Source organism: Steroidobacter agaridevorans (assembly GCF_009932555.1).
GTDB lineage: Bacteria > Pseudomonadota > Gammaproteobacteria > Steroidobacterales > Steroidobacteraceae > Steroidobacter > Steroidobacter agaridevorans.
The window spans coordinates 292,303-305,909 of record NZ_BLJO01000005.1 but is presented as its reverse complement, the minus strand read 5'-3'; the positions used below and the strand labels follow the sequence as shown (position 1 = coordinate 305,909).

Genomic DNA, 13,607 nt, shown 5'->3' with positions numbered 1-13,607 from the left:
CTTCACGGCGGGGTCGCGCTGACTGCATCGGTCGATAGGGCTGGAGCTTGCAGCGATGCCTCTGGCTCCGGCTCTGCCACCGAGCTTGGCAATTGTTCCGGCTCGGAGGGCGGCTGAGCCTCCAAGCCGGGCTCTGACTCCGAGTCCGACTGCGATTCCAGTTTCGGCTCTGACTCCGAGTCCGGCACGGGCACTGTCTCCAACGCCGACTGTGACTCGGGCTCCGTCAAGGCAGTTGCGACCCACGATGTTTCTTCCGGCGGCGGAACGTCGACAGGGATCAACCCCTCTGCACGTCCGGCATCGGAAGCCCCCACCTCCGCTGCGCCCGTTCCCGCCAGCTCTGCTTTCAGCGCGATAACAGCAGCTGACAGTTTCGTTTGCCAATCGGGGACATTCCAGACCGCGTACCCCGCTGCCGCCACTCCGGCGCCGATCAACAGCAAGCCAGCAAAACGAAACGACTGCCTCGAGCGTGGCAACTGCATCTCGGCCAGCATCTCGTTATACGATCGGAAACGCTTCCGCGGCGATGTCGACATCGCTCGCATGAGCGCTTTCGCATAGCGTTTCGGCAGATCGCGACGAATCGTATCGATCGGCTGCACCGCGCCGGTCGGCAAGGTGCCGGCCAACAATTCATACAACACCACGCCGAGCGCATACTGATCGGTGCGCCAGTCCACTTTCTTCGAGCCGATGCGTTGTTCCGGCGACATGTAGTAAGCCGTGCCGAGCGTCACGCCGGTCTTCGTCATCTGAGAGTCGCTCGACGCTCGAGCGATGCCGAAGTCCATCAACTTGACCGTGCCATCCTCGGCCAGCCAGATGTTCTCCGGCTTGATGTCCCGATGCATGATGTAGCGATGCGCGTAGTCGAGTGCATCGATCAGCTGATGCGCGATGTCCGTGACCTCGGCAATACGGAAGGCGCGATTCTTCTTGCGATACTGCTCGATCTGGTGGCGCAGCGTGTGACCTTTCAAGCGCTCCATGGACAGGTAATAGAGGCCGCCGCCGATGCCGACGTCATGCACGCGCACGATGTTGGGATGAGACAGACTGCAGGAAACTTTTGCTTCGGCGAGGAAACGCTCCTTTGCCGCGCTGCTGAATTGCAGGTCGTGTCGCAACACTTTGATCGCGACGTCCTCACCCTTCAGACGATCGCGCGCAGCGTACACGCAGCCCATGCCTCCTTCCCCGAGCAATGCGCCGATTTCCAGACGACCCGCGATGACTGCGCCGGGCTCCATGCGAACGAACGCATCTGCTGCAGGCGATTGCATCGTGCCCGTGCGCATAACAGTCGCAGACGCTTCATTTGATTTCGCGCCGTGGCCTGCGCCGGTGAGCACTTCATAAGCCTTGCCCAACTCGGCGAGTTCGACGCCATGGGCGCTGCGCTCTTGCTCGGACTGCGCCGACATGAGCTTGTCCTGGAGAAGAGCCAGTCGTTCGCCATAAGCCCGCGCCACCCTGACCCGATCCTTGTTGTCATTCAGGCCCAGCAGGGCCAGCGCCGTTTTTTTGTTCATAGCCGAAAGGTGTCCGCGTAGTTCGTGCCCGACTCGGCCTCGCGGGACGATGGAACCGAACGCGAGGCTGGCGTCGCGTGGACGAACGTTCGCGGCTCTGACTCAAGAGGGGGAGGCTAACCAACCGTCAAAGTTCGAGCGGGGGTCGACTTTGGATTCATGCGCGCTGCACCGCGCGCTAGAACGAAATGGTGGGCCCGGCAGGATTCGAACCTGCAACCAAGGGATTCACTGTGGTCCCGATGTTTCCAAAGGGAGTGGACTATCTCTTCACCCGCGCCTTTCGAATAAATCGAAGCGAGCGGTGGGGTGCGGGACGCTCCAGCCTGTTATCAAGGGCGCTCGGATTCGTCGCCAGGACCGAAGTCCCGGTATCGAACCCGCCCTCAGGTAGTCTCTGCACCTTCCGGCGGTGTACCGCCGGCTTGGCTCAGGGTTGCCACGCCATCCCCGCGAGGGTGAGGCGGAAGGGTTCCCTGAATTCATCCCGTCCACTTCGTGGCTTTCGCACACGAAGGCACCTTTTATCGATGAGTCCCCTGCACTAACCGTTGTGCTACAGGCCCATATCGTCGAAGCGCGCAATTCTAGCAGTCAGTCGCGCCAGCGCCCAGATATCCACAGAAGCGGTGGATAACTTCTTGATAACCGAGGCTTGACTTCGCGCATCTGCGGCGGAAGATGGCTCGGGCGTTGGATTGATCGTTCAGTGATCAACGTTGACGGAGGTTGCTTGCGACCGTCTAACCCAGTGCCACACCCCGCACTCGCGCTATTGGGGCTAATACTGCTGGCGCTCTGCCAATTCGCCGCCGGCTCCGAGGTCGAGCCGACCAAACCCAAGCGCAAGCTCGACGTCTGGTACGTCGCCACGCCGCATGAAGTGGTCGACCGGATGCTCTACGAGGCCAAGATCAAAGCGACCGACGTGGTCTACGACCTCGGTTGCGGCGACGGTCGCATGGTCATCGCCGCCGCCAAGCAGTACGGCACACGCGGCGTCGGGGTGGATCTCGATCCGGCTCGAATCCGAGAAGCGCGCGCCAATGCCAAAGCGCAGGGCGTCGACCAGCTGGTCACATTCCGAGTTGGCGATATGTTCGAGACCGATCTGCGCGAAGCGACGGTCGTCATGTTGTATCTCTTGCCCGAATTGAATCGGCGTCTCAAACCGAAACTGTTCGCCGAGCTGCCGCCGGGCGCGCGAGTGGTCTCGCATGATTTCGACATGGGCAAAGACTGGCCGCCGGATCGCTCGGTCAATCTCGGCGCCGACGGCATATATATGTGGGTGATGCCGCCGCTCGCCGAACGATCACGACTGAAGTGATTGAAAATGAACAATGTCCTCATGCGGCGTCCGGAACCGAGGACTACGATGGGGCATTCAAAGGAGTAATGTTCATTGCACGCCCGGCGCAGCCGCCGGACATCGGAACACGGCATGCGCCTCGATCTCCCCAGTTCAGGATCGCTACCCGCTCGCGAAGCATTCGTATTTTCTGACAACGATCAGCCGATATCTCACGACGGGCCGCCGCTGCGTGTCCTGTTGCTCACGTCGGGCCTGGGGTTGGGGCATGTGCGGGCGGCCCAGGCCGTCGCGGCGGCATTGCAGGATCAGGCCGAGGTCGCCACCGTCGATTTCTGGTCGCTGATGAATGCCGGCGCGGCGCGCGCTATTCATGCGACGTATCTGGATCTGGTTCAAAACCATTCCGATTTGTATGAGCGGCTGTATCACCTGGAAGCCGGCACCTGGCGCCAGGTCTTGGAGAGCCGTTCCGGCCCGCCGCGCGCCGTGCTCGAAGTGCTCGAGCTGATCGCTTCGGTTGCGTCGAAGGAGGGGCAGAGCATCCCGCGAGGCGGTCGATACGCATCGGACAAACTGCTGTACTCGTTGCTGTGCGCGTCGATGCCGTATGACGGTGACAGTCTTGCGGGCAACGGCGTGCGCGCCCGGCTAGCCCTCTGGAAGTTCACGTACCTGCGGCTGATTCGGCGCCTGGAGCCGGCGATCCGCAAATTCGCGCCCGATGTGATCATCAGCACCCAGATGATTCCTGCCGCCATGACGTCCTATTTGAAGCAACGCGGCAAGGTGCAGACTTCGATGATCGGAGTACTGACGGATTTTGGCGTGCACGATTTCTGGAAGCAGCGCGGTGTCGATCGGTACTGTGTAGCGCACCCCTCCATCCTGGAAGGGGATGGCTCGTCGACAACCTCGCGGGCAGTCGTTACTGGTGTGCCATTGATGCCGGATTTCGCGTTCCCGCTGTCACAGGTGGAGGCGCGGCGTGCGGTGGGCCTGCCGGAAGATTCGCAGGTCGTGCTGGTGCTCGGCGGCGGCTTGGGGCTGAGTGTGGACACCGCAGCGATGTCGCTCTTGCAGCGACCGGCGTCGACGCATGTCATCGTCATGCCCGGCACAAATAACAAAGCGCGCTCGGCGCTGGATCGGCTCGCGGCCCGGCATCCGCAGCGGTTGAAAGTGTGCGACTGGACCGATCGCATGGATGTTTATCTGCGCGCGTCCGATGTGGTCGTCGGCAAGCCGGGCGGAATCACCGTCGCCGAAGCGCTGGCCTGTGGCCGGCCGCTGCTCGCGACGCGCTCGCTTGGCGGGCAGGAAGGCTTCAACGTCGATTTCCTCACGCGACACGAAGTCGGCGGCCTGGTCGCCGATGGTGAATTGTTGGAGCGGGTCGATGCGCTGCTGCGTGATCGGGATGTATTGCAGAATATGCAGCGTCGCGCGTGGCTGCTGGGTCAGCGCGACGGCGCGGCCAAGGTGGCGCAACTCGCACTCGACCTCGCGTCCGTCAACCGGGCAGTGGCGCAACAAACTCCATGAAGGCAATGCATCGGCTCGCGCAGCGCGCGCTCGGCCTGGTCGACGCGTGGTACTACCGTCGCTACAAATTGAAAACGCTCGGACCGGTGCTGTTCATCGGCCGGACGCACTATCGCGGGCCGGAGTTGAAATTCGAGGATGGCACGTTACTGCGCGACAACGACGTCATCGGCCGTCTGCACTTCAACAATGCGAGCATCGCCGCATTGGGCGAGGGCTCGATGCATCGCGTCGGCTTTCGCTTTGCCAAGCTGATGCGTGAATCGCTGCGCAAGCTGGCGGAGGCGGCGCATAACGATCCTTCGTTGGCCGATGTGCGTGTGTTTCAGGGCACGACTTGGATTCCCGCGCACGGCGAGGTCGTCGGTTTCGTGAGCACGCCGATGCCGAAGACGTGGAAGACCCGGTTGCTCTCGGCGCATTTCAAGATGCTGATGTGGGTGTTCGCGCCGGCTGCGCGCATTCGCAATCGCGAGCAGGCGGAGCCCCGCCTATACTGGCTGACGCGTGAGGCTCTGTCGCGCAATCTGGATAAGTTGAAGGTCGGCTAGCGATGTGCGCCAACCGCGTCTATCTCACGTTCGATGACGGACCGGATCCCGAGTGGACGCCGCGCGTGCTCGATGCGCTCGAGAAAGAGGGCGTGAAGGCAACGTTCTTCGCGATCGGGCGACAGGCGCAGCGCTTCCCCGATCTGATGCGGCGAGTTCATGACGCCGGGCATGCAGTGGGCAATCACACATTCAGCCATCGTCATCCGTGGTTCATGTCGCAACGAGCTGCGCGAGCGCAGGTGCGCGATGGTGCAAACGCGATCAGCGATGTGCTCGGCGTGCAGCCCGGGTTCTATCGCCCGCCGCATGGACGCGAACGAGCCTGCATGAGTGACGAGGCGCATCGTTGCGGCGAGCAGGTCGTTCTTTGGAATGTGAGCGCCATCGACTGGGGCCCGCTCGGAGCGGCCGAGGGTATCGAGAAGCGGCTCGACGCGGTGAAGGGCGGCGACATCGTGCTGATGCACGACGGTCAGAACAAGCACAATCGGCCGGATCAGCTGGTACAGATTCTTCCGGTATTCCTGCGCAATTTGTCGGATCGGGGACTGCGCCCGGCGCTGTTGCCGGCGTAGCTGCCAGTTCATACCATGCCTCATCGCCAAAGGATGAGGTGCTCACAGTGTTCAAGAAATGCGTTGCCGTTCTGCTCGCGTGCGTCGCTTGGGCAGCAGCTGCGATTGCGGCGGATATTCCGGCTGACCTGCGCAAGGCCGTCGAGGATTACGATCACGCGCAGGTGAAGGCGGATGGCGCCGAGTTGCACCGCTTGGTCGCTGATGAATACGTGCTGGTCAACAGCAGCGGCAAGGTGCAGAACAAGTCAGAGCTGATCGCCGACTATCTCTCGCCCGGCTACAAGATCGAGCCGTTCAAAGTGCTGGAGCCGGTTGAAAAGGCCTGGGGCGATGGCGCGGTCATGGGCGGGCTTGTGCATCTCAAAGGCACATCGGAAGGCAAGCCGTTCGCGGTCACGCTGCGATTCGCGGACATCTGGGCCAAACGCAACGGCAAGTGGCAGGTGGTTTACACCCACGTGTCAGTGCCGGCTCAGCCATCCAGCTCCGGGTAATTCCGGAACAAGTCGTCGTTGTTGAATGCGAGGCGTCGGCCTGACTCGGCGTAGCGCTTGATGCGCGGGCGTTCGAATACGGCGTCGTGCAGTTTCATCAATCGAGGATGTTTGCGGAGCGCCTTCGTCGACGCCTTGGGAAACGCGTAACGAATACCCGCGACGACCTGCGCGAGTGACAGGTCCGCATAGGTCACCCGACGACCGACGAGCCAGGGGCCGGCGGTTCGATTGCGCGTCAGCACTTTCTCGAAATAGTTGAAGAACTTCGGAATGCGGTGTTCGCGGAAGTCCTCGGCGCGGCGTTTTGCCGCCGCTTTCTGATCCTTGTAATAGAGACCGGCCGCGATCGGGTGATGCGTGTCGTGCGCTTCGACGACCAGATCGGCGACCGTCAGCTGCAATTGATGCACCCAAAGTTTGCCTGCTTCATCGCGAGGCGCGAGCTTCAACGGGCCGCCGAGGTACAGCAGGATGTTCGAGGTCTGGCCGATGAGCTGCTTGCCCACTTTGAGGAAGGGTGGCGCGAACGGCGGATGCGGCACACGCGGCCCTTCGAGAAATTTATTCATGGCGGGCACGCCGCCACCGCGGTTCTCGGGCTTCAATGCGATGTCGATGTACTTCGCGCCGCCTTCTTCCAGCGCCAGCCGGACGAATTCGCCGCGCCCCTGGATGCCCGGCCAGTAATAAAGCTCGTACACCATGGTGATTCCTCGGGTGACGTCACTTCTTTGAAGACTTCGCGGCCAAGTATCGTTCCCACGGCGGGGTTTTGCCGAACTGCTGACTCAGGAAGTCGACGAAAGCACGCACTCGCGGCAGCACCATCCGCCGCTGCGGCATGACGGCGTAGATGCCGCTGTCCGGCAGCTGATAGTCGGGCAGCACGATCTTGAGCCGGCCGGCGCGCAGGTCTTCGCAAACGTGCCAGGTCGAATGCAGCGCAATTCCCAAGCCCCCGATAGCCGCGTCGCGAATGACCTCGCCGAGGTTGCTTCTGACTCGGCCTTGCAAGCGTACGTCCGTCTCTTTCCCATCCGGGCCGCGCAGTTTCCAGACGTTGGAAGACTCGCGATTCGACGACATGAGCAAACATTCGTGACGCGTCAGTTCTGTCGGTTGCTTCGGCGTGCCATGACGACGCAAGTAATCCGGCGACGCGCACAGTACGCGCCGATTTTCAGCGAGTCGAGTCGCTACGAGCTCGGAGTCCTTCAGCGTGCCAATGCGGATGGCGAGATCGAGGCCTTCGCTGACGAGATCGCGCATCTGGTCCGACAGGTCGATGTCCAGACGTAGCCGAGGATGGCGCGCCATGAATTGCGGCAGCACCGGCGAGATGTACTGGCGGCCGAACGACCCGGGAATCGTGACGCGCAGGGTGCCCGCGATGCTCTTCGCGTTGCTGGCGAGACTGCTGGTCAGTACGTCCAATTCTTCGACCAGGTGTCGACCTTGATCCGCCAGCGCGACGCCCTCCGGCGTCGGCTGCAGCTGACGCGTGGTCCGGTGCAAGAGCCGAACGCCCAAGCCGCGCTCCAGTCGCTTCAGGCGCTGGCTGGCCACCGCGACGGAGAGATCCAGGCTGCGAGCGGCGGCGCTGATCGAGCCCAAGTCGAGCACGCGCAGAAAGAGGTTCAAGTCGCCGAGGTGGTCCATGATTTTCAACGAAACGTAGAAAGTGCTGGTCGATGCGCGTGGTTTTAACACAAGAGGCGCACCTCTAACCTGCGATCCATGGCTTGCGTCGGCGGCGCTCCGCGCCGCGACGCCGGCAGAGCACTTCGTTCGGCGACCTTCTGGAAGCAATTGCTGCATCCACAGGCGCTCGGTTGACTGGGAGAGCAAACGTGGAATATCGGTTCTTAGGTGCATCAGGTTTCAAAGTGTCGGCGCTGGGCTTCGGGGCGGGCACGTTTGGCGGCAAGGGGCCGCTGTTCAGTGCGTGGGGCAATACCGATGTCGAGGAGGCGCGACGGCTCATCGATGTGAGTCTCGATGCGGGCTTGAATTTCTTCGACACGGCCGACGTATATTCGGACGGTGCGTCCGAGTCCATCCTCGGCGCCGCGATCAAAGGACGGCGAGATCAGGTTGTGATCTCCACAAAGCTGACTCTGCGCGCCGGTACAGACGCGAATGCAGTCGGCGCGTCGAAGTATCACCTCATCCGTGCAACAGATCGTGCGCTTCAACGCCTGGGCACGGACTACATCGACCTGTTACAGCTGCATCACTTCGACGCGATGACGCCGGTCGAAGCCGTGATGTCGACGCTCGACGATCTGGTGCGCGCGGGCAAGGTGCGCTTTATCGGCGCTTCGAACTTTTCGGGCTGGCAATTGATGAAGTCACAAGCCGCCGCGGATCGCTACGGTTACTCGCGCTTCGTTGCCAATCAGACGTATTACTCGCTGCTCGGGCGCGACTATGAGTGGGAGCTGATGCCAGTGGGGCTCGATCAAGGCATCGGCGCGGTGGTCTGGAGCCCGCTGGGCTGGGGCCGCTTGACCGGGCGCATCCGTCGCGGTCAGCCGCTGCCGAAGTCCAGCCGTCTGCACGAAACCGCCAGCATCGGTCCGCCGGTGGACGATGAGCGCTTGTATCGCATCGTGGATGTGCTCGATGAAGTTGCTGCCGAAACCGGCAAGTCCGTCCCGCAGATCGCGTTGAACTGGCTGCTGCAGCGGCCGACCGTCTCGACCGTCCTCATTGGGGCGCGAGACGAGAAACAACTGCGTGAGAATCTCGGCGCGATCGGCTGGCAGCTCTCGAAGGATCAAATGGCGAGGCTGGATGCGGTCAGCGCGGTGACGCCGCCGTACCCCTATTACCCGTATTGGAACGGACAGTTTGCGGAACGCACTGCGCCACCGGTGCCGGCCGGCGGCCGATAAGTTAAATCACAGTGCGAGACTGAGTTCAGAGCGGCGACAAAGCGAGACTTGCTGCTCAATCCAATCGAGTTCCTACAGACCGGGGACAGAGCCGGTGGCACATTGCCGGCTCTTAACTTACGTAGTGATACTGGATGGAGCTTCCTCCAAGCCGAACCGACGGGATCGACTCTGGCGAAGGAACATCGAGTCCAGTCTCCAACGCCCGCCCCGGCCGTTGGCGGCCGGGCATGGCCTGGCGTGTGGCCATCGGCTTTGCGGCGGTCGGCCTGACGGTCATCGTCACCAATATTTCCACGCAGCAGAGCGCCCGCGAGGCCCGGGAAAAGGTTCGTGAGCTGCTGGTCCAGCACGAGCCGCTGGTGCGCGCCACCGAATCGCTCGCCGCTGCCGTATCCATGTACGAGCGCGCGGTCATCGATCAAAGCGAGACCAGCACGATCGCCCAACAGCCGGTCAAAGCCGCTGCCCAGCGCATGACCGAAGCCGCGGCCGACTATCAAGAAGCGGCCTCGCGATTCTCCGAGAACGATCGTCCCGCGCCGGCGTTTGCCGGCGAGCTCAATGACTTTCTGAAATCGGGCGACGATCTTCTGCGTACCAGTGTGACGCGTCGTTCTCGAATGCGAGATTACTGGGCGCGCTTCGATACGTTGGAAACGAGCCTCAATGCGCCGCAAGCGAATGCGGTGCGCTTCGCTGGCGCGGTGTTCGCGAGCGAAAAACTGATGGATCTGTCTCGCACGCTGGCGAGTGTCCGTGAGCAGGTCAGTGCCGCCGCGAGCCTGTCGTCGCCGCGTTCCTTGCAGCTCATCATCGCGAGTGAAAATGCATTTCGCGCCCGGCTGCAGCAGCACTCGACCGAGCTGGCGAAGTTGCACGGCCAGCCCTGGCTCGATCAAGTGAAGCGCAATTTCAATAGTGTGGTGACCGGACGGCGGGCTGCCTTCGATAGCATCGACACATTCAACGAGCAGTCGGTGACGTTTCGCGATCACGCCGCCGAGATTTCCGGCATGGTCGTGACGAAGCTCGTCGAGCCGGCGCGACGTGCGCTGGCGGATGCGGATCAATTGGCGGTGCAAGCGTCGGATCGGGCCGATCGTCGGCTTGGTTGGGCGAGCGGCATCGCGATGCTGTTGTTGATCGGCATTGCGATCGTCACTGTCACGGGCGTGACGGCGCCGGTTCGTCGCTTGACCGAAGCGACCCGTCGGTTGGCGGGAGGCGCGGTGAGAACTCGCGTTGTCCGCGGCGGCGTGCCCGAGCTCGACACGCTGGCCGAGGCATTCAACCAGATGGCCGAGCAGCTCCAGCAGGCACAGAGCGCCGTTCGCGTGCATCAGCTGGAGCTGGAAGCTCGAGTCGATGAGCGCACGCGCGAGCTGAATCATCTCGCACATCACGATCCGCTGACCGATCTGCCGAATCGCCGCCATCTGCTGGCGCATCTCGACGAAGCCATCGATCGTGCGCGTTTGAGAAATGGTCGACTTGCGCTGCTGTTCATCGATCTGGATAACTTCAAGACCATCAATGACAGCATGGGTCACGCGTTCGGCGACCGCGTGCTGCAGGCGGTGAGCGAGCGGCTGCGCATGAACAGCTTGTTCTCGCGCTCGTTCAGCGCCCGCCTCGGTGGCGATGAATTCACGGTTGTTTGTGAAGAAGTAGATCAGCTAGGGGATGTCGAGAGGCTGAGCCGCTCGGTGCTGGAAGAGTTCCAGCGTTCGCTGAGCGTCCACGGCCGCGAGCTACGGATCAGCGTAAGCGTCGGCGCGTGCATCTTTCCGGATCACGCGTCCGACTCTCATGCCTTGTTACGGGCGGCCGATTCGGCGTTGTTCCGCGCCAAGGAGTCGGGCCGCAATTGCTGGAGTTTGTATGCGCCACAGCTGCTCGAGGCGGCGGCGTCGCGCTTCAAGGTCGAGCAGTCGCTGCGACGCGCGGTGGAGCAGGGCGAGTTCGAGCTGCTCTATCAACCGGAAGTCTGTTTCGAAACGTTGGAGACGCACACGGTCGAGGCGCTGCTGCGCTGGCGTCAGCCCGATGGCAACGTCGTGTCGCCGGCGGATTTCTTCGAGGTCGCCGAGCAGACCGGGCTCATCGCCGATATCAGCGATTGGGCGCTGCGCACGGCCATTCAAACGGCGGCGGTCTGGCACAGCGGCCCATGGCCCAAGACGCGCGTCGCGGTGAATATTTCTTCGCAGCAGCTGATGAGCGCGAGCTTCGTCAGCCGTCTGCAGTCGTTGCTGAAGCAGTATCAATTGCCGGCGCAGTGTCTGGAGATCGAGCTGACCGAGAATGTCCTGCAGACCGGCGCGAACACCGTCGCGACACTGAAGCGCTTGCGCGAGCTCGGCATCAGCATTGCGCTGGATGATTTCGGCACCGGCTATTCCTCGCTCACGTCGCTGGAGCGGCTGCCGCTGACCCGCGTGAAAATCGATCGCAGCCTGGTGAGCACGATCGACACCGGCGGGCGCTCGTCGGCGATCGTGCGTTCCATCATTGGCCTGTGCCACAGCCTCGGCCTGCAGGTGACCGCCGAAGGTGTCGAGCGGCCGGCGCAGCTCGGTGCTTTGCTGAACGACCGCGGCGTGCAGGTCCAGGGCTATCTGGTGTCGCGACCCATCAATGCGGCGACGGTGCCGGTGTTCATCGATCAGGCACGCGCGCATCTGGAACAATTGATGATCGGCGCGCCCGCGCCGGTCCACGAAAACGAGTCGAACACTACACGGCTACGTACTTTGCGAGCGTCCACTGCGCGCGGCGCTCGTTCCGGCAGACCCCCGGCCGACGAGAAGTGAGGAACCCGCGCCTGCGGCGCGGAGTTTCTGCAACGTCGTCTTCCTATCAGCGTCCCCGCAGGGGCTGAAATTCACGTGCCGCAGAACCCTTTACCCGCACGATTGAACGGTCCGTGGGTCACTTTGCTCACGCTCGTGCTGGTCGTTGGCATTCTGTACACCGGCAAGGCAGTGCTGTTGCCGATGGCGTTGGGTGTGGTGCTCGCCTTCGTGCTCACGCCGCTGGTCCGCCAGTTCGATCGGATGCATCTGCCAAGATTTGCCGGCGTGGCGCTCACCATGGTGCTGGCGCTGAGCGCGGTCGGCGGCATGGGCTACGTCGTCTACGACCAGTTCGCGCAGCTGTCCGGAGAGATCAGCCAATACACCTCATCCATGCGTCGCAAGGTCAGCCAGTTGCGCCTGGGGAACGACGCCGCCATTCAACAGTTCACGCGCACACTGGGCCGCGTGACCGATCAGTTCTACGACGATCCCGATCAAGCCAAGGCAGAGCCCGTGCGGGTCGTGCCCGCGAAATTGCCGCCAACGCAACGCTTGCGCGAATCGTTCACGGCGATCTTCGAGTCGGTCGCCAGTGCATTCATCGTGATCGTGCTGGTCGCGTTTCTTCTCGGGCAGCGCGAAGACCTGCGTGACCGTTTCATACGATTGATCGGCGCCGGCAATGTGACCCTGACGACCCGGCTGATGAATGAAGCGGCGTATCGGGTCAGCCAGTTCCTGGTGTGGCAGACGCTGATCAACCTCGGCTTCGGCATCCTGGTGGGCTTGGGGCTGTACTGGATCGGCGTGCCGTATGCGGCGTTGTGGGGCGGCATCACGGCGTTGCTGCGTTTCGTGCCCTACGTCGGGACCGTGCTTTCGGCGTTGATGCCGGCGTCGCTGGCGTTCGCAATCTTTCCTGGCTGGTCCGAAACCGCCGAGACGCTGGCGCTGTTCCTTGGGCTGGATCTGATCACCGCGTACTTCGTCGAGCCCGTGGTATTCGGTTATCGCACCGGTGTTTCTTCGTTCGCGCTGTTGATCTCGGCGCTGTTCTGGATCTGGGTGTGGGGCCCGGTGGGACTGCTGCTCGCGACGCCACTGACGGTGTGTATTGCCGTGCTGGGGCGTCATGTGCGCTCGCTACGCTTCCTCGCCGTCATTTTCGCGGACGAGCCGGCATTGCAGCCGCATGTTCGTTTCTATCAACGGTTGCTGGCGCGGGATGAGGATGAGGCCAGCGTGCTGGTCAATCGCATGCTGAACGACATGGGACCGATCGCCGTCATCGACGATGTGCTGGTGCCCACGGTGACGCTGGTGCTGAGTCATCGCGAGCAGAACGAGATCAGCGAGGACGACACAGAGTTCGTGCTGGATGTGGTCGCCGAGACTTTGCAGCAGCTGCCGAGCATGGACAATGTGGTGATGCCGAAGACCAACATCATCGGCTTGACGGTGCGCGCGCCGGCGGACGACTTGGTGCTCGAGATGTTGCGTACGGCGTACGGGCGCGACCGGATTGCGGTGATGTCACCCGAAATGACTGCGGAAGAAGCGCTGCGTGCCGCGATTCGGCAGGCGCCTGCGATGATCTGTATCGCCGCCGCTGCCTCGACTCGAGGATCGGAGCTGCGCAACTATTGCCGCCGCATCCGGAGTGAGCTTCCCGAAACCCGAATCATCGTGATGCGTCCGCAGCTGCCGGACGATGAAGCGCCTCGTTCCATCGAGCGCTTCCGCGAAGCCGGTGCGAATTGTATGGTGGTTGGCGCGAAGCAGGCGGTCGCCGCAATCGATCGTCTGCTCGCAGCGAATGCCGAGTCCGCCAGCGCTGAGCCGACCAGTAAGTCGCATCAGCTCTCGGTGCAGGCCCAGTAAATAA

Annotated in this window: 11 protein-coding genes; 8 read left to right on the top strand and 3 right to left on the bottom strand. The window is 62.4% G+C overall.

Features of this window, described 5'->3' with window-relative positions:
- Window positions 1-2 precede the first annotated feature (2 nt).
- Window positions 3-1,538 carry a protein kinase domain-containing protein gene (locus GYH35_RS19415; protein WP_161829266.1) on the bottom strand — a complete coding sequence of 512 codons (1,536 nt, stop codon included), beginning with the start codon at window positions 1,536-1,538 and terminating at the stop codon, window positions 3-5.
- Window positions 1,539-2,289: 751 nt separating this feature from the next.
- Between GYH35_RS19415 and GYH35_RS19410 the strand changes: the two genes are divergently transcribed.
- The 5 genes from GYH35_RS19410 (at window position 2,290) to GYH35_RS19390 (ending at window position 6,021) form a co-directional block, all read left to right on the top strand.
- Window positions 2,290-2,868 carry an SAM-dependent methyltransferase gene (locus GYH35_RS19410; protein ID WP_202624424.1) on the top strand — a complete coding sequence of 193 codons (579 nt, stop codon included), beginning with the start codon at window positions 2,290-2,292 and terminating at the stop codon, window positions 2,866-2,868.
- A gap of 114 nt (window positions 2,869-2,982) precedes the next feature.
- Entirely contained in the window at window positions 2,983-4,395 is a 1,413-nt protein-coding gene (locus GYH35_RS19405; protein ID WP_161829265.1) for an MGDG synthase family glycosyltransferase, read from the top strand.
- The gene (locus GYH35_RS19400; RefSeq protein WP_161812880.1) at window positions 4,392-4,946 is read left to right on the top strand and encodes a YkoP family protein; all 555 of its coding nucleotides are present in this window, start codon (window positions 4,392-4,394) and stop codon (window positions 4,944-4,946) included. The genes GYH35_RS19405 and GYH35_RS19400 overlap by 4 nt, the downstream gene beginning before the upstream one ends.
- A 2-nt stretch (window positions 4,947-4,948) precedes the next feature.
- Entirely contained in the window at window positions 4,949-5,524 is a 576-nt protein-coding gene (locus tag GYH35_RS19395; protein ID WP_161812881.1) for a polysaccharide deacetylase family protein, read from the top strand.
- 47 nt (window positions 5,525-5,571) lie between these two features.
- Window positions 5,572-6,021: a nuclear transport factor 2 family protein gene (locus tag GYH35_RS19390; RefSeq protein ID WP_161812882.1), complete on the top strand. Its 450-nt coding sequence runs from the start codon at window positions 5,572-5,574 to the stop codon at window positions 6,019-6,021.
- Here GYH35_RS19390 and GYH35_RS19385 read toward each other — a convergent pair.
- Both GYH35_RS19385 and GYH35_RS19380 read right to left on the bottom strand, forming a co-directional pair.
- Entirely contained in the window at window positions 6,000-6,728 is a 729-nt protein-coding gene (locus tag GYH35_RS19385) for a glutathione S-transferase (protein WP_161812883.1), read from the bottom strand. The genes GYH35_RS19390 and GYH35_RS19385 overlap by 22 nt on opposite strands.
- A 19-nt stretch (window positions 6,729-6,747) precedes the next feature.
- Window positions 6,748-7,683 (bottom strand): LysR family transcriptional regulator, encoded by a 936-nt coding sequence (locus GYH35_RS19380; RefSeq protein WP_161813513.1) that lies wholly within the window; start codon window positions 7,681-7,683, stop codon window positions 6,748-6,750.
- 191 nt (window positions 7,684-7,874) lie between these two features.
- Between GYH35_RS19380 and GYH35_RS19375 the strand changes: the two genes are divergently transcribed.
- From GYH35_RS19375 to GYH35_RS19365, 3 genes are all read left to right on the top strand, one after another.
- Window positions 7,875-8,921: an aldo/keto reductase gene (locus GYH35_RS19375; protein ID WP_161829264.1), complete on the top strand. Its 1,047-nt coding sequence runs from the start codon at window positions 7,875-7,877 to the stop codon at window positions 8,919-8,921.
- 230 nt (window positions 8,922-9,151) lie between these two features.
- Window positions 9,152-11,737, top strand: a complete 2,586-nt coding sequence (locus tag GYH35_RS19370) for a putative bifunctional diguanylate cyclase/phosphodiesterase (protein WP_161812885.1) — start codon at window positions 9,152-9,154, stop codon at window positions 11,735-11,737.
- A gap of 75 nt (window positions 11,738-11,812) precedes the next feature.
- Window positions 11,813-13,603: an AI-2E family transporter gene (locus GYH35_RS19365; protein WP_161812886.1), complete on the top strand. Its 1,791-nt coding sequence runs from the start codon at window positions 11,813-11,815 to the stop codon at window positions 13,601-13,603.
- The last annotated feature ends 4 nt before the right edge of the window (window positions 13,604-13,607 follow it).